15 protein-coding genes and 1 pseudogene are annotated in these 19,628 nt (G+C 41.8%); 9 read left to right on the top strand and 7 right to left on the bottom strand.

Features of this window, described 5'->3' with window-relative positions; all coding sequences use genetic code 11:
• Nucleotides 1–24 precede the first annotated feature (24 nt).
• From mqo to NO346_RS13395, 5 genes are all read right to left on the bottom strand, one after another.
• The gene (gene mqo, locus NO346_RS13375) at nucleotides 25–1,665 is read right to left on the bottom strand and encodes a malate dehydrogenase (quinone) (protein WP_256415473.1); all 1,641 of its coding nucleotides are present in this window, start codon (nucleotides 1,663–1,665) and stop codon (nucleotides 25–27) included.
• A 336-nt stretch (nucleotides 1,666–2,001) separates the two neighbouring features.
• Complete coding sequence (locus NO346_RS13380; protein WP_256415474.1) at nucleotides 2,002–3,285, bottom strand: ribonucleotide-diphosphate reductase subunit beta; 1,284 nt, start codon at nucleotides 3,283–3,285, stop codon at nucleotides 2,002–2,004.
• Nucleotides 3,286–3,326: 41 nt separating this feature from the next.
• Nucleotides 3,327–3,791, bottom strand: a complete 465-nt coding sequence (locus tag NO346_RS13385) for a hypothetical protein (protein WP_004682967.1) — start codon at nucleotides 3,789–3,791, stop codon at nucleotides 3,327–3,329.
• A gap of 24 nt (nucleotides 3,792–3,815) precedes the next feature.
• Complete coding sequence (locus NO346_RS13390; protein WP_256415475.1) at nucleotides 3,816–3,944, bottom strand: preprotein translocase subunit YajC; 129 nt, start codon at nucleotides 3,942–3,944, stop codon at nucleotides 3,816–3,818.
• Between the two features lie 71 nt (nucleotides 3,945–4,015).
• The gene (locus tag NO346_RS13395; RefSeq protein ID WP_256415476.1) at nucleotides 4,016–6,850 is read right to left on the bottom strand and encodes a ribonucleoside-diphosphate reductase subunit alpha; all 2,835 of its coding nucleotides are present in this window, start codon (nucleotides 6,848–6,850) and stop codon (nucleotides 4,016–4,018) included.
• A gap of 544 nt (nucleotides 6,851–7,394) precedes the next feature.
• Between NO346_RS13395 and bfmR the strand changes: the two genes are divergently transcribed.
• Together bfmR and bfmS are read left to right on the top strand one after the other, a co-directional pair.
• On the top strand, nucleotides 7,395–8,111 hold the full coding sequence (bfmR, locus tag NO346_RS13400; protein ID WP_256415477.1) for a response regulator transcription factor BfmR: 717 nt from the start codon (nucleotides 7,395–7,397) through the stop codon (nucleotides 8,109–8,111).
• 40 nt (nucleotides 8,112–8,151) lie between these two features.
• The gene (gene bfmS, locus NO346_RS13405) at nucleotides 8,152–9,792 is read left to right on the top strand and encodes a sensor histidine kinase BfmS (RefSeq protein WP_256415478.1); all 1,641 of its coding nucleotides are present in this window, start codon (nucleotides 8,152–8,154) and stop codon (nucleotides 9,790–9,792) included.
• A gap of 88 nt (nucleotides 9,793–9,880) precedes the next feature.
• Here the strand turns inward: bfmS and NO346_RS13410 are convergent, their stop codons facing one another.
• Together NO346_RS13410 and NO346_RS13415 are read right to left on the bottom strand one after the other, a co-directional pair.
• Nucleotides 9,881–10,237 (bottom strand): hypothetical protein, encoded by a 357-nt coding sequence (locus NO346_RS13410; RefSeq protein ID WP_005158632.1) that lies wholly within the window; start codon nucleotides 10,235–10,237, stop codon nucleotides 9,881–9,883.
• A gap of 122 nt (nucleotides 10,238–10,359) precedes the next feature.
• Nucleotides 10,360–10,536, bottom strand: a pseudogene (locus NO346_RS13415) (GGDEF domain-containing protein); the annotation flags it as partial.
• 413 nt (nucleotides 10,537–10,949) lie between these two features.
• Between NO346_RS13415 and ndhC the strand changes: the two are divergent.
• From ndhC to nuoH, 7 genes are all read left to right on the top strand, one after another.
• The gene (ndhC, locus tag NO346_RS13420; protein WP_004663758.1) at nucleotides 10,950–11,501 is read left to right on the top strand and encodes an NADH-quinone oxidoreductase subunit A; all 552 of its coding nucleotides are present in this window, start codon (nucleotides 10,950–10,952) and stop codon (nucleotides 11,499–11,501) included.
• 6 nt (nucleotides 11,502–11,507) lie between these two features.
• Nucleotides 11,508–12,185 (top strand): NADH-quinone oxidoreductase subunit B family protein, encoded by a 678-nt coding sequence (locus tag NO346_RS13425; RefSeq protein WP_004638049.1) that lies wholly within the window; start codon nucleotides 11,508–11,510, stop codon nucleotides 12,183–12,185.
• Nucleotides 12,186–12,270: 85 nt separating this feature from the next.
• A complete protein-coding gene (nuoC, locus tag NO346_RS13430; protein WP_046740048.1) occupies nucleotides 12,271–14,058 on the top strand; it encodes an NADH-quinone oxidoreductase subunit C/D in 1,788 nt (595 codons plus the stop codon).
• A gap of 12 nt (nucleotides 14,059–14,070) precedes the next feature.
• On the top strand, nucleotides 14,071–14,580 hold the full coding sequence (nuoE, locus tag NO346_RS13435) for an NADH-quinone oxidoreductase subunit NuoE (RefSeq protein WP_087545390.1): 510 nt from the start codon (nucleotides 14,071–14,073) through the stop codon (nucleotides 14,578–14,580).
• Nucleotides 14,577–15,902, top strand: coding sequence for an NADH-quinone oxidoreductase subunit NuoF (gene nuoF, locus NO346_RS13440; protein ID WP_256415479.1), 1,326 nt, complete (start codon nucleotides 14,577–14,579; stop codon nucleotides 15,900–15,902). The genes nuoE and nuoF overlap by 4 nt, the downstream gene beginning before the upstream one ends.
• A gap of 11 nt (nucleotides 15,903–15,913) precedes the next feature.
• Nucleotides 15,914–18,598, top strand: coding sequence for an NADH-quinone oxidoreductase subunit NuoG (gene nuoG, locus NO346_RS13445; RefSeq protein ID WP_256415480.1), 2,685 nt, complete (start codon nucleotides 15,914–15,916; stop codon nucleotides 18,596–18,598).
• 3 nt (nucleotides 18,599–18,601) lie between these two features.
• Entirely contained in the window at nucleotides 18,602–19,618 is a 1,017-nt protein-coding gene (nuoH, locus tag NO346_RS13450; RefSeq protein WP_004663752.1) for an NADH-quinone oxidoreductase subunit NuoH, read from the top strand.
• The last annotated feature ends 10 nt before the right edge of the window (nucleotides 19,619–19,628 follow it).

Consider the following 19,628-nt stretch of genomic DNA (forward strand, 5'->3'; position numbering starts at 1 on the left):
CCTTTTTGATGTACTTAGCGTTACTTATTGAGCAACAGCTTCAGCTTTTTCTACTTTCTTAGCAGGAACTAAGTTTGCTGGAGTCGTATAATTCAAGCCCAAAGTTGCACTTGAGTATTGACGGATTTGATCTAACAACGCTGGATCTTTTGAAAGGTCTTTACCATAAGAACGTACGATCTCATGCAATTTGTCATTCCATACACCTTTAGTCTGCTCAGGGAATGCTTTTTCAAGCAAGTTAAGCATGATGTAAGGTGATGTAGATGCACCCGGAGAAGCACCTAACAATGCAGTTACAGACTTGTCTTTAGATGCAAAGATTTCTGTACCGAATTGCAATTTAGCAGGTTTGCCTGGCTCTTTTTTGATGATCTGAACGCGTTGACCACCTTGTTGTAAATGCCAGTCTTTAGGATCAGCTTCAGGGTAGTATTTTTTCAACTCGTTGAAACGATCTGCATCAGACATTAACACTTGGCTTACCAGATACTGAACAAGATCAGCATTTTGTAGACCAATTGCAGCCATAGGCAAGACGTTGTTTTTGTTGGTCGATGCAAGCAAATCAAGCTGTGAACCATGTTTTAGGAACTTGTTTGAATAGGTTGCAAATGGGCCAAACAACACATATTTTTTACCGTCGATATAACGGGTATCGATATGTGGAACAGACATTGGAGGCGCACCCAGATCAGCACGACCATAGACCTTGGCTGTGTGTTTTGCTGTTACCGAAGGATTGTCAGTCACAAGGAACTCACCACCCACAGGGAAACCCGCATATTGTTGCGCTTCTGGTAAACCAGTCATTTGCAATAATTTAATTGCAGCACCGCCAGCACCAATAAACACGAAACGTGTTTTTACATGACTGACTTCACCAGATTTGACATCTTTGAATGCAACAGACCAAGTATTATCGTCATTCTTACTAATCCCAGTGACTTCAGTCGAAGTTCTGAGTTTAAAGTTTGGACTTTTCTCGAGATTGTTAATCAATTGCTTGGTGATTGCACCGTAGTTCACGTCAGAACCAACGTCCATACGAGTTGCAGCCACTTTTTGCTGAGGATCACGACCGTCCATCACCAATGGTGCCCACTGCTGAATTTCGGCTTTGTCCTCACTCAATTTCATGCCAGCGAATAACGGATTTTGAATCATGGCAGCATAACGCTTTTCCATGAAGTTCACGTTATCGCCCCATACGAATGCAATGTGTGGTACTGGGTTAATGAATGTACTTGGTGTTTCTAATACACCTTGTTTCACTTGATAAGTCCAGAATTGCTTAGCAATTTCGAATTGGCTTGCCACTTTAACCGCTTTAGAAATGTCCATTTTACCGTCTTTTTCTTCGGTATAGTTCATTTCCATAAAGCCAGAGTGTCCTGTACCCGCATTGTTAAAGCCATTTGAACTTTCTTGTGCGACTGCATCAAGACGTTCATACATGCGGATGTTCCAGTCAGGTTGTAACTCGTTGAGGTAAGTACCAAGTGTGGCACTCATGATTCCACCGCCGACCAATACAGCATCAACAACAGTTTCATCATTTTTCGTTTGAATTGCCTTAGACGTAATCGGTCTAAAAAGAAAGGCAATAGCAATCACTATTAGTACCAGTAATAGTACTAATAAATACTTCCAGAATTTTTTCATTCAATTTACCTTAAAAATTAAATGACTCCCTATATGGGTAATATAGAGAGAAAGGATTTCAATAAGAATTGGCGCAATCAAGGCACATCAGTAAAAGGGTTGTCTTGACTGATGTTTGGAGAAAAAGTTCGTGAATTTTACTTTAAAATAGAAAGGATTTTGGTATACCAAATGTTGCAATATGTATTATTCAAGTCATTTTGAATGGTAGATTATAGGTCTTATTGTTTCTTGTTCTAGTCAATCTAAGTTTTGTAGCTTAAAGGGACATTTAATATTTATAACCATTAAAAAAAGGCTGTCTAATGACAGCCTTTTTCCACTCGGTAAATGACCTTACCAGCTTAACGCACCACCAGTTTGGTAATCCGTAACGCGCGTTTCAAAGAAATTCTTCTCTTTACGCAAGTCCATCATCTCAGACATCCATGCAAATGGGTTTGTTACACCAGCGAATTGCTCTGGTAAACCAAGTTGCGATAAACGACGGTTACAGATGAATTTCAAGTATTCTTCCATCATGCTTGCATTCATACCCAATACACCACGTGGCATCGTATCACGTGCGTATTCGATCTCAAGCATTGTACCTTCAAGAATCATTTGAATGACTTCTTGTTGGAATTCGGCAGTCCAAAGGTGAGGGTTCTCAATCTTGATTTGGTTGATCATATCAATACCAAAGTTCAAGTGCATAGATTCATCACGTAGGATGTATTGGAACTGTTCAGCAACACCGTTCATCTTATTACGACGGCCCATACTCAAGATTTGAGTGAAGCCACAGTAGAAGAAGATACCTTCAAGTACACAGTAGAATGCGATCAAGTTACGAAGTAAGCGTTGGTCGTTTTCAGGTGTTCCTGTGTGGAATGTAGGATCACTTAAAGATTGTGTATATTTCAAGCCCCATGATGCTTTACGTGCAACACTTGGAATCTCACGGTACATGTTAAAGACTTCGCCTTCATCCATACCTAAAGATTCAATACAGTATTGATACGCATGTGTATGAATCGCTTCTTCAAATGCTTGACGCAAAATGTACTGGCGGCATTCTGGGTTTGTAATATGACGATAAATCGCCAAAACCAAGTTGTTTGCAACCAACGAATCTGCAGTTGAGAAGAAACCTAAAGAGCGCATGACAATGGTACGCTCATCTTCTGTTAAGCCATTTTCAGACTTCCAAAGCGCGATGTCATGGTTCATGTTCACTTCTTGCGGCATCCAGTGGTTTGCACACCCGTCAAGATACTTTTGCCAAGCCCACTCATATTTAAATGGAACAAGCTGGTTCAAGTCGGCACGACAGTTGATCATGGCTTTATCATCAACTTGTACGCGCTGTGCACCCATTTCAAGCTCTTCTAAGCCCGGTGCAACGTCCAAATGATCTAGGGCTGCAGATGCTCTAGCCAACGAATCGGTTGGATTTGTTGCTCGGTTGGCACTGGTTCCAGTGGGTTGTGCAACTGCCACGCGCGGCGATGGTTGCTCTGAATCAGATACCACTTGCGTATTAAGCGTTTTTTGCGAGTCGAGGGACGCAGACTTGTGTTCAGGTGCAGTCGGTTTTTGCGTATCATCTTCAAAATCGTCCCAGCTAAGGATAGACATATTTAATCTCACTATAATCTTAATTTATTTACATTGCAGTTTTAAAAAATGAAAATGGCGCATAAGAAACACAGCAAAACAAAAAGGGTAATAATCAATCCCATCATCGCTAAACGTTTGAGATTGATAGTTGCGGGAAGTGAGTTTGGCGTTAATAATTTGCCTGTTTCATCATAAATGGCAATCGCTCTTGCCCCGCTACTTAGCCCTAGCTCTTGTAATGCTCGTATTTCTACTTGTGTTAAACCAAATTCCATTCGCTCCATTGCTTGAATAAACATATAAGGAGCTAAATACTTAAAACCGCCACCACCACGTTTGAGTAACTGCGTTAATGTAGTTTCAGCGATACTAAAATCACCTAATAACGAACGTGGATGTGAAAACTGTGCACATTCAGTTAGATATTCTGTAGAAGATGGATAATGAAGTACTATCCGATCGACATAAATCTGTACTAAAACAGCAGGAGCATTAGCATATCGTTCTAAATCAGTTTGAAGCATAGTTCTACTTCCCAATAAAGCACTTTATTGATCTTGCTTACGCTGTTGTTTCCGAATGGCTAAAAATGCATAGGCCATTGGTACATAAAAGAAAATAAAGGCAAAGATTAAAACAGCTAGTCCTAACATATAGTTATGGCTAATATTGAACATAATCTTTGCCTCTTTCCTTTAAATCTTAAATAAACCCTACTTTGTTTAAGAAGGGTTTCTCCAAAATCTAATTACTGACAAGCTTCACAGTCTGGATTGTCGATTGAACACGCCATTGGTACAGGTGCTGCTGTAGTGAAACCATCTTCTTCAACTTGAGCTTCTGGTTTCTTCTCCTCAACCGCTTTAGCTACAACGACAGGAGCCTCAACTGATGCTGGTTTAACTGCATTCAATGCACCAGTATTGATTGTTGATTTCTCAGCAGATGTTGCACCTAAAGCACGGAGGTAATACGTCGTTTTAAGACCACGTAACCATGCCATCTTATACGTGATGTCCAGTTTCTTACCATTCGCGCCAGCGATGTAAAGGTTCAATGACTGTGCTTGATCGATCCACTTTTGACGACGAGATGCAGCATCTACGATCCAACGTGTATCCACTTCAAACGCAGTTGCGAAGATCGCTTTTAACTCTTCAGGAATGCGTGCAATCTTTTGTACTGAACCTTCGAAGTGTTTCAGGTCATTCACCATCACAGTGTCCCACAGACCACGTTCTTTTAATGCACGAACAAGGTAAGGGTTGATCACGGTGAATTCACCAGAAAGGTTAGATTTCACATACAAGTTCTGGAATGTTGGCTCAATTGATTGAGACACGCCACAAATGTTTGAAATGGTTGCTGTAGGTGCAATTGCCATCACATTCGAGTTACGCATACCGTCTTTTTGAACTTTGGCACGTAAGCTATCCCAATCTAAACGTTGTGTACGATCAACTTCGAACATACGCTCTGGACGAGATTTCGCAACAATTTCTAAAGAGTCGATTGGCAAGATACCTTGATCCCACAATGAACCTTTAAATGTTTCGTAAGTACCACGCTCAACCGCCAAGTTACTCGACGTTTCGATTGCGTAATAGCTGATTACTTCCATAGATTCATCGGCAAATTCAACTGCTGCATCTGAACCGTAAGCAATACCCATTTCATAAAGTGCATCTTGGAAGCCCATGATACCCATACCCACAGGGCGGTGTTTCATGTTCGAGTTTTTCGCTTGTGGTACTGCGTAATAGTTGATGTCGATGACGTTATCGAGCATACGTACTGCAGTTTTAATAGTGCGTGCTAATTTTTCACGGTCTAACACACCACCTTGAACGTGTTGCACAAGGTTGATTGAACCCAAGTTACACACCGCAATTTCATCTTGGTTAGTATTGAGGGTAATTTCAGTACATAAGTTAGATGAGTGCACTACGCCAACGTGTTGTTGTGGTGAACGTAAGTTACATACGTCTTTGAATGTGATCCACGGATGCCCTGTTTCGAATAACATCGAAAGCATTTTGCGCCATAAGTCTTTGGCACGGACTTTCTTGTGCAGCATGTTTTCTTGTTTTGCTACAGCTTCGTAGTGTGCATAACGCTCAGCAAATTCAGCACCCGTTAAATCATGCAAGTCTGGTGTTTCAGAAGGTGTGAATAGTGTCCATTCAGCATCTTCAAATACACGTTGCATAAATAAATCAGGAACCCAGTTTGCTGTGTTCATGTCATGTGTACGGCGACGATCATCACCTGTGTTTTTACGTAGCTCTAGGAATTCTTCAACATCTAAGTGCCAAGTTTCGAGGTATGCACAAACTGCACCTTTACGCTTACCACCTTGGTTTACCGCAACAGCGGTATCGTTTGCAACTTTCAGGAATGGAACAACACCTTGTGATTTACCGTTTGTGCCTTTGATATACGAGTTCAAAGCACGCACAGGTGTCCAGTCATTACCTAAACCACCCGCCCATTTTGAGAGCATCGCGTTGTCACGCATTGCACCATAAATGTCATATAGGTCATCACCAATTGTTGTTAAATAACAGCTTGATAGTTGTGGGCGTAATGTACCTGAGTTAAACAGGGTTGGCGTAGATGCCATGTAATCGAAGCTGGATAATAAGTTATAGAACTCGATTGCACGCTCTTCTTTATTTTCTTCATTGAGTGCGAGACCCATGGATACGCGCATAAAGAATAATTGCGGTAATTCAAAACGTACGCCATTTGAATGAATGAAGTAACGATCGAATAACGTTTGTAGGCCTAGATAGGTAAATTGATTTGAGCGTTCAGGTTGAATCGCTGCTGATAATTTAGCAAGGTCAAAATTAAGAAGATCAGCAGAAAGAAGATCAAGCTCGATCCCTTTCTTCAAGAAAGGTTCTAAAGCATCATTCTCAGATGTATCTGTAGATAGACCTAAGAACTCTAAACCTGTGCTCACTAGCTCATTACGTAATAAGCGTGCAGTCACATACGTATAGTTTGGCTCTTGCTCGATACGAGTACGTGTCGCCATCATCATGGTCGTTGCAATGTCGCTTTCTTTTACGCCGTTGTATAAGTTTTTAACGGTTTCATCGACGATCGCTTGAACATCAATCCCTTCCAAACCTTCACTTGCTGTTTCGATTGTCGCTGTAAGTGCACCGAGGTCTAATGGTTGGAGCTGTCCATGAGCATCAGTGATTTGAAGGGTAGGATGATGGTTCGCACCTGCTTGCTGACGAGCAGTGGCACGTTGTTCACGATAAATCACATAAGCACGAGCAACTTTTTGCTCGCCTGTACGCATCAGTGCTAATTCAACTTGGTCTTGAATTTCTTCGATATGAATCGTACCGCCAGAAGGTAAACGACGATTAAACGTATTGAGTACCATCTCTGTTAATTGAGTGATACGGTCATGGATGCGACTAGAGTCAGCACCTTGTTGACCTTCAACAGCTAAAAAGGCTTTCCCGATCGCAACAGAAATCTTCTCGGCATTAAAAGACGCGATTTCACCAGTGCGCTTAATTACCTGAATTTGACCAGGAGTAGAAGTGATGATGCTCATGTCAGCATAGCTCCATTATCATCTATTTTTATGTTCATAGACCGTTTGAATCGAGCAAAATGTATGCCACGATGTTTGAGGGATAAACACAATACTTAGTGGTTAAAGTTTATTTTCAACACAAGATACGGGATTTTTTACAGCAGATCAATCCTTGACATTTTGGTAATTTTTTTTTCATGTCTTAACTGCTGAATTCACAGGCACATAGCATAACAAAGCCATTAAAAAAGGCTTATAGATAACTCTGTGGATAAGTCAAAAAACAAACACTTAAATTATTTTGGGTGAAGAAAGAAACAGGTTGTTTAACATTGGCACAAAATCTATACTAAAAATTCATTCTGTCGGAAAAGCAGATGAAATTAAAAAATATATTAAAATTCATAATTTTAATAAAAATATAACAAAAGTGCCTAGCCGTGTATCAGTTTGGTGAACGCCTACTTGTTTACAATGTAAACGTGTGTATATTGCAAAACATAAACCAATGTATCTGTCAGATTTTTATAGATAGATTCACTCTAATTGTAGGGGCATACAAATGAACCAAGAAGAAAAGTTACCAAAAATTTTGATCGTTGAAGATGACGAACGTTTAGCTCGCTTAACACAAGAGTATTTGATTCGTAACGGTTTAGAAGTTGGGGTCGAAACAGATGGTAATCGTGCGATTCGCCGTATTATCAGTGAGCAACCAGATTTAGTTGTCTTGGATGTGATGTTACCAGGTGCAGATGGTTTAACCGTTTGTCGAGAAGTTCGTCCACATTACCATCAACCGATCTTGATGTTGACAGCGCGTACAGAAGATATGGATCAGGTACTTGGTTTAGAAATGGGTGCAGATGACTATGTTGCTAAACCCGTTCAACCGCGTGTGTTATTGGCTCGTATTCGTGCTTTATTACGTCGTACTGATAAAACAGTTGAAGACGAAGTTGCTCAACGTATCGAGTTTGATGATCTCGTGATCGATAACGGTGGCCGTTCAGTGACTTTAAACGGTGAGCTGGTTGATTTTACGAGCGCTGAATATGACTTATTGTGGTTGCTAGCTTCAAACGCAGGGCGCATCTTATCTCGTGAAGATATTTTTGAGCGTCTCCGTGGTATTGAATACGATGGTCAAGACCGTTCGATCGATGTGCGTATTTCACGTATTCGTCCAAAAATTGGTGATGATCCAGAAAATCCAAAACGTATCAAAACTGTGCGTAGCAAAGGTTATTTATTCGTTAAAGAAACTAACGGGATATAATTTGCATCTTGCTTTAAATTAGCTTGGATTTATTTCCCTTATGGTAAGTCGAGTACTAAAAAACAGCATTTTCTTGCGAATTTATGCTGGATTAGTGGTTTTAGTTGTTGTTGTTGCCGCATTTTGTTATTTGCTGGTACAGGTCATCAACTATCAACGCGCGCAAGAATATCGTGAATATCTGACGGATGGTATTTCATATGTCATCAGTGAGGGCGTATCTCGACAACCTCAAAAACAACAAAAGCTAGATTGGATTTCTGATGCTTCCGATTTACTAGAACTTCCAATCTACTATGTTGATGCAGCACGTGTAGAGCTTTCTCGTACTGAGAAAAAGCGGATTGCTGAGCAGAAATCAGTGGTTCGTTATGATGCCAATAATGGTGTGGGTTATATCATTATTGGTCTGAAAGATGATGCGAAACATTATCTTTATATCAAAGTGGATAAGCTCGGCGAGCGCCAAATGAAGGCATTGCCAATTTTTGTACTGGATTATTTGATTTTTTATCCGGGGCAAGAGCGTGAATATTTAGAAAGAATTAAAAAACATTTTTACTATCCGATTACGATTGCCAATATTAAAGATATTAATCTAGATTCAGAGCAAATCGGTCGTTTACGTCAAGACCAAAGTATTCTGTTATATAAGGATAGTGCAACTGTACGTGGTACAACGATTTCAATTGTTTCTCCAATGCCAAATCATCCTGCACAAGTTCTTATCTTAGGTCCAGTTCCAATGTTTAATTGGATGCCTTTTCAGCTTTCAGCAGGTATTACCTTATTTAGCTTATTCTTATTAAGTCTAGGTGTTTACGGTTTAATTCTACCGCTTGAGCGGAAAATTCGTCAGGTTCGTCATGCCCTGAATAAAATGAAATCGGGTGACCTGTCATTACGTGTTCCGATTGAAGGCACAGATGAAATGGCAAATTTGGCATCAAGTTATAACAATATGTCAGACCATATCCAGCGCCTGATTGAGTCGCAACGGGAATTGATGCGCGCAGTGTCGCATGAACTCAGAACGCCTGTGGCACGTATCCGCTTTGGTATGGAGATGCTGGCAGAAGAGGATGACTATAGTTACCGTATTCAGCAGGTCGAGATGATTGATAAGGATATTGAGGCACTCAATACCCTGATTGATGAGATCATGACCTATGCGAAACTGGAGCAGGGTACACCATCTTTGGACTTTGAGGACCTTGTGCTGGTCGAAGTACTCGATCAGGTTGCAATGGAAACTGAAGCACTGAAGACTCAAAAAGAAATTGAGTTAATTGCACCGCCGTTGTCATTATCTGTAGATGCTGAACGTCGCTATTTGCATCGTGTGGTACAAAACTTGGTTGGAAATGCCGTTCGTTATTGCGATCATAAAGTTCGAATTAGTGGTGGTGTTCGTGCTGATGGTAAGGCATATGTCTGTGTAGAGGACGATGGGCCAGGCATTCCAGAGCAAGAGCGCGCACGTATTTTTGAAGCCTTTGCTCGTTTGGATGATAGTCGTACACGCGCATCAGGTGGGTATGGTTTGGGTTTATCAATCGTGAGTCGTATCGCGTATTGGTTCGGTGGAGATATTATGGTAGACCAAAGCCCTAACTTAGGTGGCGCACGTTTTACCATGACATGGCCAGCGAAGCGTTATAAACAAAACATAAAAAAATAGTTTTAATTCATTTAAGCTTGTATGAAGAATATAAGAAAGCCAAAGCATCAAACTTTGGCTTTAATTTTTTATGAAGCATAAATATTGCTTATTCATGAATAGATGAATCAGGCTCGATTAATGGATGACCAGACCTTAAGCCATTCAGTGCATCTATATTAAAATCTAGAAGTAATGAATTATTTTTTACGTCTATTTTATAACTTTTAATCAATGGTTGATCTCCATTTAATGTTTCAACTTTATAGCTATCAGCAATGTTTAGAATACTTTCAAGATTGGTTGTTGTTGCCGCAAAGTCTTCTCTAAAGACTTCATAGATATCTCTTAGGTCGAAAATTGCATTATCAGCATCAGGGTGTTTTTGAATATAACTTTCAATGTGCCGCATCAGCAGCTGTGAAAAAAAGAAATAATCTGAGTCATGTGTATATTCTAAATGCATATTTTTCTCCTTGTTTGCTACTTTTAGAATATCGATCTCTCAGTCAAATAGTGTATAAAGTTAATTAAAGCATGTAGCTGAATTGCAACATATTATGTCGAAATGACAACCTGATTTCGGCCCTATCTTTTTGCGTGGTAAAGCGCATTGTCCGCCTGCTTGAATAAATGCTCAATCGGCTGGTGATTTTCGGGCGTGCAAATGCACAGGCCAATGCTAAGCTGAATGAAAAAATGCTGCTATTGATCAATTGAAATAGGAGTTTGGCTCATGTGTCGGCGAATCTGTTCGGCACAGGTATGAACAGCCTCAATGCTGACACTTTTCTTTGGGGTAAATTAGGTCGGGCTATTATATAAATTTTGTTTAAATTTTCAGCACAAATTTGTATCAATGCAATGATTTAGTTCATGCTGCAATATTTTTGAGCATTGATGACAAGTTGCGGATATTTTTGGCGCAAGAATAAAGAAAAAAATGATTAACATTGGTTAGTCGATTTGATAATTCGATTTTTAAGGGTGAATTTGTAGCGATCTAGGTCGTATCAGGAAATTAATCAACAAAATCATCCTAAAGACTAAAGCGCTTCAACTAGCATGAGAAATTAGAAATCAGGTACAATTGGCGGGATTAATTTTGTGTTTGGTGTATTTGAAGGCCAATACATACATTCTTTGTTAAAAATAGGCCTGCCAGGAGTTATCCCCGCATGAGTGCCATTACTCCATACGATTGGGCGATTATCGCCTTCGTGATCGGCGTTACATTTCTTTGCGTTTTTATGCTTACAGTTCCCTTACTCCTCGGGGGTAAAGCATGGGGGCGTGCGAAGCAAGAGCAGTTTGAATCAGGTGTAGTTGGTGCGGGCGGTGCTCGTATCCGCTTGTCAGCCAAATTCTATTTAGTTGCAATTTTCTTCGTTGTCTTTGACTTGGAAGCTCTTTACCTCTACGCATGGTCGACATCAGTTCGTGAAGTAGGTTGGTTTGGATTTACCACGGTCGTTATTTTTGTTGTGGATCTTTTGATCGCTTTGGTTTATGCAATTTCTGTAGGCGCGCTGAATTGGGCACCTGTAGATCGTCGTAAATCTGCTGGTGTGACAACAAAAATTGGTTCACCGAATATGAATATTGCTGACATTACTCGATTCAATAATATTGAAGAGCTTGTTGTCGATCCTACTGGTCATATTCCAGCGCAGTCTTCTGGTCGTGTTAAGTCTAAAACACCGACTACATCATCATTTGAACAGGAGTAAGTCGGGATGAAATATACTTTAACCCGTGCGAATCCAGATGCCGATCAATATCCATTACAAGATCGTCAAATCGTAACTGATCCTCTTGAGGAAGAAGTGAATAAAAGTGTGATGATGACACGTCTTGAAGATGTGTTGCATACCGCAGTGAACTGGGGGCGTAAAAACTCTTTATGGCCTTTTAACTTCGGTACATCATGCTGTTATGTTGAATATGCGACGACTTTAACTGGTGTACATGACTTGTCTCGTTTTGGTGCTGAGGTTATTCGTGCTTCACCACGTCAAGCAGATTTAATGATTGTTGCAGGAACCTGCTTTGTCAAAATGGCGCCTGTAATTCAACGTTTGTATGAACAAATGCTTGAGCCTAAATGGGTCATCTCTATGGGTGCTTGTGCGAACTCTGGTGGTATGTACGACATCTATTCTGTAGTACAAGGTGTCGATAAAATTATTCCTGTTGATGTGTACATCCCAGGTTGCCCACCTCGTCCAGAAGCATTAATCCAAGCATTGATGTTACTTCAAGACCAAATTCAACTAGAGCGCCGTCCACTTTCAGCGGTGATTGGTGATGATCTTCAGCCTGTGTATAAGCCAAAGATGATGCCAGAACGCGATCGTAAAAATGCGGAACGTATTGCGGTGAAAAACTTACGCTCTATGGATGAAATTAAATAATTTGAACGATGAATTGTGACATGTCTGAAGAGACATGATCATCGGGAAAATTGCCAGAATTTGTATTAAATAGGAAGCCAAGCCAATGGCTGAAACTGACATTGCTATGCCAGAGTCAACGCAAGTTGATTCACGCCCAGCATTTGCAATCGTAGAAGAGCTCAAAACCAAATTTGGTGAGAACTTCTATGTGCAGGCGACTTTTGAAGAGTTTCCAACAGTCTGGGTTGAGCGCGCACGCGTGCAAGAAGTCCTTATGTTCCTCCGTAAAGTGGAACGTCCTTATGTAATGCTGTTTGACTTATCTGCGGTTGATGAGCGTTTACGTGTTCACCGTGATGGTTTACCAGCATCAGACTTTACTGTGTTTTATCACTTGTTGTCGCTTGAGCGTAATAGTGATATTCGTATTAAAGTTGCATTAAATGAAAATGATTTAAGCATCCCAACCGCAACCAATATTTGGCCAAATGCCAACTGGTACGAGCGTGAAGCTTACGATATGTTTGGTATCGATTTCGCTGGGCATCCAATGCTCCGTCGTATCTTGTTACCAACCTATTGGGAAGGTCATCCATTACGTAAAGAATATTCTGCACGTGCGACAGAATATACGCCGTATATGCAGAATCAAGCGAAACAGGATTTTGAACAAGAACACCTACGCTTTGTGCCTGAAGACTGGGGTCTAAAACGCGGTAATGCTGATGAAGACTTCATGTTCTTGAACTTAGGTCCTAACCATCCATCTGCACACGGTGCGTTCCGTGTGGTATTGCAGTTGGACGGTGAAGAAGTGAAAGACTGTGTACCTGATATCGGTTATCACCACCGTGGTGTGGAAAAGATGGCTGAACGTCAAACTTGGCATTCATTCATCCCTTATACCGATCGTGTTGACTACTTGGGCGGTTGTGCGCAAAACATGCCTTATGTGATGGCGGTTGAGCAGCTTGCTGGTATTAAAGTACCTGAGCGTGCGCAAGTGATTCGTGTGATGTTAAACGAATTATTCCGAATCAATAACCACTTATTATTCTGTGGTACAGCGATTCAGGATGCCGGTGGTATGACTCCAGTATTCTATATGTTCGCAGACCGTCAAAAAGTCTATGACATCGTTGAAGCGATCACGGGTTACCGTATGCATCCAGCATGGTTCCGTATCGGTGGTACGGCGCATGACCTTCCAAACAACTGGCAAAAACTTGTTAAAGAATTGCTGGAGTGGATGCCAAAACGTTTGAACGAGTACTATACTGCGGCACTTAAAAACTCAGTATTTATTGGTCGTACCCGCAATGTTGCGCAATACGACGCTAAATCTGCGTTGGCTTGGGGTGTGACGGGTACTGGTTTACGTGCAACGGGTATTGACTTTGACGTTCGTAAATATCGTCCATACAGTGGTTATGAAAACTTCGACTTTGATATTCCAGTGGAATATGAAGGCGATGCATATGCACGTGTTTTAGTGCATTTCCGTGAAATCACTGAATCACTAAAAATCATTCAACAGTGCTTGGATAATATGCCTTCTGGTCCATATAAAGCGGATCATCCATTGGCAGTTCCACCACCGAAAGATAAGACATTACAAGATATTGAAACCTTGATTACGCACTTCTTGAGCGTGTCATGGGGTCCTGTCATGCCTGCAGGTGAGTCATCATTTATGACTGAAGTGGTGAAAGGTGCGAGTACTTATTACTTGACTTCAGATAAGTCGACGATGAGTTACCGTACTCGTATTCGTACACCGACCTTCACACATTTGCAGCAAATGCCTTCTGTGATTAATGGCAGTTTGGTTTCTGACTTGATCATTTATTTGGCGACCATTGACGTGGTTATGGCTGACGTGGATCGCTAGGGGTAAACGATTATGATGATTTTGACTGATAAAAAACCTCGTGTGAATGTTGAAGGGATTTTGACTGCTGAAGAAATCCATGAGATTGAACACCATATTGATCACTATCCATATCCACGTGCGGCATCATTGGATGCATTAAAATGCGTACAACGTCGTAATGGCTGGGTAGATGACGCTCAAATGAATGCGATTGCGCAATTGTTGACAATCAGTGTGGCAGATTTAGAGGGTGTAGCAACGTTCTACAACCGTATTTATCGCCAACCTGTAGGTCGTCACGTAATTTTATTATGTGATTCGATTGCTTGCTTCTTAATGGGTGCAGAAACTTTAGCAGAAGCATTTCAGCGCGAGTTAGGCATTCAATACGGACAAACTACAGCAGATGGTCGTTTCACCTTGCTTCCAATTTGCTGTTTAGGCAATTGTGACAAAGGTCCAACGTTAATGATTGATGAAGATACTCACGGTTTAGTGGATGTATCATCAGTTAAACAGTTATTGGAGAAGTATGTATGAATACTGAACCAAAACCAATTTATGGCGACGGTAATCCAGAAACTCATCCGCTAACTTGGCGTTTGAGTAAGCAAGATGCAGTACGCAATGCTGATGAATACGAAGCTTTAGAAGGTTATGCAGGCTTTAAAAAAGCACTTAGTATGCCTCCAAAAGATGTACTCGACGTCATTAAAGCTGCAACGGTTAAAGGTCGTGGTGGTGCAGGTTTCCCAGCAGGAATTAAATGGTCATTGATGGCACCAAATGATGGTGGTCCACGATATTTGATCTGTAATGCTGATGAAATGGAACCTGGAACATTCAAAGACCGTTTGTTGATGGAAAAACTTCCACATCAATTGATCGAAGGTATGTTGATTGCTGGTTATACCCTAGAGGCAACTCATGGTTATATCTTCATTCGTGGTGAATATATCGAAGCTGCTCAATACTTAAATGAAGCATTAGAGCAAGTTCGTGCCAAAGGTTACTTGGGTGAAAACATCCTCGGTACTGGTTGGAACTTTGAGATGTATGTTCACACGGGTGCAGGGCGTTATATCTGTGGTGAAGAAACTGCATTGATTAACTCGCTTGAAGGTCGTCGTGCCAATCCGCGTACTAAACCACCATTCCCACAAGTTGCTGGTGCATGGGGTCGTCCAACGATTGTCAACAACGTCGAAACCTATAACAACTTGCCAGCAATCATGTTGCGTGGGCCAGAGTGGTATATCAACCTTTCTGCACATAAGTCTAAAGACCCAGGTACTAAGATTTATGGTGCATCAGGTAAGGTGAAATTCCCAGGACTTTGGGAACTTCCTTTTGGTACAACTGCGCGCGAAGTGATTGAAGATCATGCGGGCGGTATGCGTGACGGTCTAACACTGAAAGCATGGTTACCGGGTGGCGCATCAACAGATTTCTTAGCGGCTGAACATATTGACCTGCCAATGGACGCTGAAAGCATCATGAAAGCAGGTTCACGTTTAGGAACATGTTTGTTGATGGTGGTTGATGAAACCCAATGTATGGTCTCTGCAACGCGTAACTTAGAAGAGTTCTTTGCACGTGAATCATGTGGTTTCTGTACACCGTGCCGTGATGGCTTACCTTGGGCAGTCAAAGCGCTGAAAGCACTCGAAACAGGTACAGGTAAGAAAGAAGATATCGATCATTTACAAGAACTGACTCGTAAATTATGGATCGGTAAAACTTTCTGTGCTCACGCACCGGGTGCGATGGAGCCGCTTATGGGCGCATTAAAATATTTCCGCCATGAGTTCGAAGCAAAGGTTAAAACCCATGCTTCTGCTCTTGACGTAGAACAAGCTTAAGGAATTCGACTATGGCTACAATTCATGTCGATGGAAAATCGTATGAAGTCAATGGCTCTGAAAACTTGCTACAAGCATGTCTCAGCCTTGGTATCGACATCCCGTATTTTTGTTGGCACCCATCCTTAGGTTCTGTTGGTTCTTGTCGTCAATGTGCTGTTACGCAATATAATAATGCGGAAGATACACGTGGGCGCTTAGTCATGTCTTGTATGACACCAGCTGCCGACAATACCTATATCTCGATTGAAGACAAAGAAGCAACAGATTTTCGTGCATCAATCGTCGAATTCTTAATGACCAACCACCCACATGACTGTCCAGTCTGTGAAGAAGGTGGTCACTGTCATTTACAAGATATGACGGTGATGACGCAACATGACCGTCGTCGCTATCGCTTCACGAAGCGTACCCATCATAACCAAGAGTTGGGTTCATTTATTGCACATGAAATGAACCGCTGTATTGCGTGCTATCGTTGTGTACGTTATTACAAAGATTATGCGGGTGGTACAGACTTTGGTGTCTATGCCAATGCATCACGTGTTTATTTCGGTCGTCCAGAATCAGGAACTTTAGAGTCTGAATTTTCTGGTAACTTGACTGAAGTCTGCCCAACTGGTGTATTTACCGATAAGACGCATTCAGCACGTTATAACCGTAAATGGGATATGCAGTATGCTCCAAGCGTATGTCATGGCTGTTCTTCGGGCTGTAACATCTCACCGGGTGAGCGTTATGGCGAAATCCGTCGTGTTGAAAACCGTTTCAATGGTTCAGTAAATCAATACTTCTTGTGTGATAAAGGTCGTTTCGGTACGGGTTATGTGAATCGTGCAGATCGTCCACGTCAACCACAGTTCCGTAATGGTGACGCTGTGACAACCGTGAGTGTGGATCAAGCACTTGATCAAGTCATTGCTCAACTAAAAGGCAAAAAAGTATTAGGTGTTGGTTCGCCACGCGCAAGCTTGGAATCAAACTACGCACTTCGCCAACTTGTTGGTCAAGCCAACTATTCAACAGGTATGTCTCAAAAAGAGCAAAATCTGGTTGAATTAGCTGCTTCAATCATGCAAACACAGGGTATTTACAACCCGAATATGCGTGAAATTGAAAGTTACGATGCGGTGTTGATCTTGGGTGAAGACTTAACTCAAACTGCGCCACGTATGGCTTTATCGGTTCGCCAAGCAGCGAAAAATAAAGCCAAAGAAATGGCAGCTAAAACACGTACACCCGATTGGTTGGCAGAGCCTGTACAACGTATTGGTCAAGATGCTAAATCTCCAATCTATATTCTTGCTGCAACGCAAACACGTTTAGCGGATGTGGCAACGGGTGAAGTCGTTGCATCGCCAAATGACATCGCACGTTTAGGTTTCGCGGTTGCTGCTGCGCTTAAAGGTGAAGCACTGACTGGTTTGGCTGATGATGCAAAAGCATTTGCGCAAACCATTGCAGATACCTTGAAAGCAGCGAAAAAGCCTTTGATTATTTCTGGTACGAGTTTACAAGATCCTGCGATTATCGAAGCGGCTGCACAGGTTGCACAAAACTTAGATGAAAATGCTGGTTTATCATTGACTGTTCCCGAAGTGAACTCAATGGGCTTGGCATTATTCGGTGGTTTAAGTTTAGAACAAGCTTTTGCACAAGACTATGATGCCGTAGTTGTGGTTGAAAATGACCTAACTCGTCGTTTGCCAGTCGCTCAAGTAAAAGCTGCGCTTGATAAAGCTGAAACTGTGATCGTATTGGATCACAGCGAAACTGAGACCGTGAAGCTTGCAGACATTGTTCTTTCAGCAGCAAGTTTTGCTGAAGGTGATGGCACTGTAGTGAGTCAAGAAGGCCGTGCACAACGTTTCTATCAAGTGTATGACCCAAGCTACTACAAGCCTGAATATGCGATCAAAGAATCATGGCGTTGGTTACATGCTGTTGAGACAGGTCTTAAAGGTAAAGCAGTTGATTGGACATTGCTTGATGATGTAATTGATGACATCGTGAAGAATGTACCAGTACTTGAAGCGATTCAAGATGTTGCACCAGATGCAGGTTATCGTGTTCATGGTTTGAAAATTGCACGTGAGCCACGTCGTTACTCAGGTCGTACTGCAATGCGTGCGCCGTTATCAATTCACGAGCCAAAACAACCAACTGATCCAGATTCAGCATTAACATTCTCTATGGAAGGTTATGTGGGTAATCAGACAGCATCGTCTTTAGTACCTTTCGCATGGGCTGCGGGTTGGAACTCGCCACAAGCGTGGAACAAGTACCAAGATGAAGTCGGTGGTCACTTAAAAGGTGGTGATTCGGGTGTACGTTTATTCGATCGCTTAGCAAAACGTCCTGCACGTAGCTATGTTGCACCGACTGCCGTGGTTGTGAATCCTGAAAGCTTCCGTCTTGTGCCAATGCACCATATTTTTGGTTCAGGTGAATTCACCATTAAAACACCAGCAATGGAATCACGTATTCCTGAAGCGATGTTTGCCGTGGGTGAACAAGATGCGACACGCTTAAATGTTCAAGATGGTCAACGTATTACAGTGAAAGCAGGCGAAACGAGCATCAGCTTACCTGTACAGGTCATCGAATATTTACCAACAGGCTATATTGGTTATCCAATTGGTCTAGCACCAACCGTTTCATTGGCAGAGCCTGTGTCTGTGGCAGTAGGAGTGTAATTCATGAATCAAGAAATTATACGTCAAACGCCACTTTGGGCTGAGAACTGGCCAATCGCTTATTCAGTGATTCAAGCAGTTGTGATCCTGTTGGTGGTGGTTTTGGTTGCTGCATTAATGTCATTTATTGAGCGTCGTCTCTTGGCGTTATGGCAAGACCGTTATGGTCCAAACCGTGTTGGTCCGGGTGGTATGTTCCAGATCGTTGCCGACATGCTCAAGATCATGTTCAAAGAAGACTGGACACCAAAGTTTGCCGACAAGCTGACTTTTCGTTTAGCACCAGCAGTTGCGATGGCAACTGCGGTACTTTCGTTTATGGTCATCCCAGTAAGTCCTACACTGGGCGTTGCGGATATGAGTATCGGTCTATTGTTCTTTATGGCAATGGCGGGTATTGCAGTTTATGCAGTGCTATTTGGTGGTTGGGCGTCTAACAACAAATACTCGTTACTCGGTGGTCTTCGTTCTGCTGCTCAAACTATTTCTTATGAAGTGTTCTTGGGTATTTCATTGATGGGTGTGGTTGCCATTGCAGGCTCATTCAACCTACGTGAAATCGTTGAAGCTCAACGTGATGTTTGGTTTGTTATTCCACAATTCATTGGTTTCATTATCTTTGTTATTGCTGGTGTTGCAGTGACGCATCGTCATCCATTTGACCAACCAGAAGCTGAGCAAGAATTGGCGGAAGGTTATCACGTTGAATATGGTGGGATGAAGTGGGGGATGTTCTTCGTTGCGGAATACGTGAACGTGGTTTTAATCTCTGCACTGATCGTAACGTTATTCTTCGGCGGATGGCTTGCACCATTTAACTTAGAAATTCCATTTGTTCCACCAGTTTTTTGGTTCGTGATTAAAACAGCATTCTTTGTAATGATGTTTGTATTGGCGCGTGGTTCTTTAATGCGTCCACGTTATGACCAAGTGATGAATTTTGGTTGGAAAGTTTGTTTGCCATTGGCGTTGGTCAACTTGTTAGTGACTGGTGCTGTGATTCTGATGAATCAGGCCTAGGACAGCAGGG

Source organism: Acinetobacter sp. 5862 (assembly GCF_024494585.1).
Classification (GTDB): domain Bacteria; phylum Pseudomonadota; class Gammaproteobacteria; order Pseudomonadales; family Moraxellaceae; genus Acinetobacter.

What these genes read in the sequence shown, in the direction of transcription:
- mqo (WP_256415473.1), bottom strand. Translation starts at nt 1,665, where the DNA reads ATGAAAAAATTCTGGAAGTATTTATTAGTACTATTACTGGTACTAATA.
- NO346_RS13380 (WP_256415474.1), bottom strand. Translation starts at nt 3,285, where the DNA reads ATGTCTATCCTTAGCTGGGACGATTTTGAAGATGATACGCAAAAACCG.
- NO346_RS13385 (WP_004682967.1), bottom strand. Translation starts at nt 3,791, where the DNA reads ATGCTTCAAACTGATTTAGAACGATATGCTAATGCTCCTGCTGTTTTA.
- NO346_RS13390 (WP_256415475.1), bottom strand. Translation starts at nt 3,944, where the DNA reads ATGTTCAATATTAGCCATAACTATATGTTAGGACTAGCTGTTTTAATC.
- NO346_RS13395 (WP_256415476.1), bottom strand. Translation starts at nt 6,850, where the DNA reads ATGAGCATCATCACTTCTACTCCTGGTCAAATTCAGGTAATTAAGCGC.
- bfmR (WP_256415477.1), top strand. Translation starts at nt 7,395, where the DNA reads ATGAACCAAGAAGAAAAGTTACCAAAAATTTTGATCGTTGAAGATGAC.
- bfmS (WP_256415478.1), top strand. Translation starts at nt 8,152, where the DNA reads ATGGTAAGTCGAGTACTAAAAAACAGCATTTTCTTGCGAATTTATGCT.
- NO346_RS13410 (WP_005158632.1), bottom strand. Translation starts at nt 10,237, where the DNA reads ATGCATTTAGAATATACACATGACTCAGATTATTTCTTTTTTTCACAG.
- ndhC (WP_004663758.1), top strand. Translation starts at nt 10,950, where the DNA reads ATGAGTGCCATTACTCCATACGATTGGGCGATTATCGCCTTCGTGATC.
- NO346_RS13425 (WP_004638049.1), top strand. Translation starts at nt 11,508, where the DNA reads ATGAAATATACTTTAACCCGTGCGAATCCAGATGCCGATCAATATCCA.
- nuoC (WP_046740048.1), top strand. Translation starts at nt 12,271, where the DNA reads ATGGCTGAAACTGACATTGCTATGCCAGAGTCAACGCAAGTTGATTCA.
- nuoE (WP_087545390.1), top strand. Translation starts at nt 14,071, where the DNA reads ATGATGATTTTGACTGATAAAAAACCTCGTGTGAATGTTGAAGGGATT.
- nuoF (WP_256415479.1), top strand. Translation starts at nt 14,577, where the DNA reads ATGAATACTGAACCAAAACCAATTTATGGCGACGGTAATCCAGAAACT.
- nuoG (WP_256415480.1), top strand. Translation starts at nt 15,914, where the DNA reads ATGGCTACAATTCATGTCGATGGAAAATCGTATGAAGTCAATGGCTCT.
- nuoH (WP_004663752.1), top strand. Translation starts at nt 18,602, where the DNA reads ATGAATCAAGAAATTATACGTCAAACGCCACTTTGGGCTGAGAACTGG.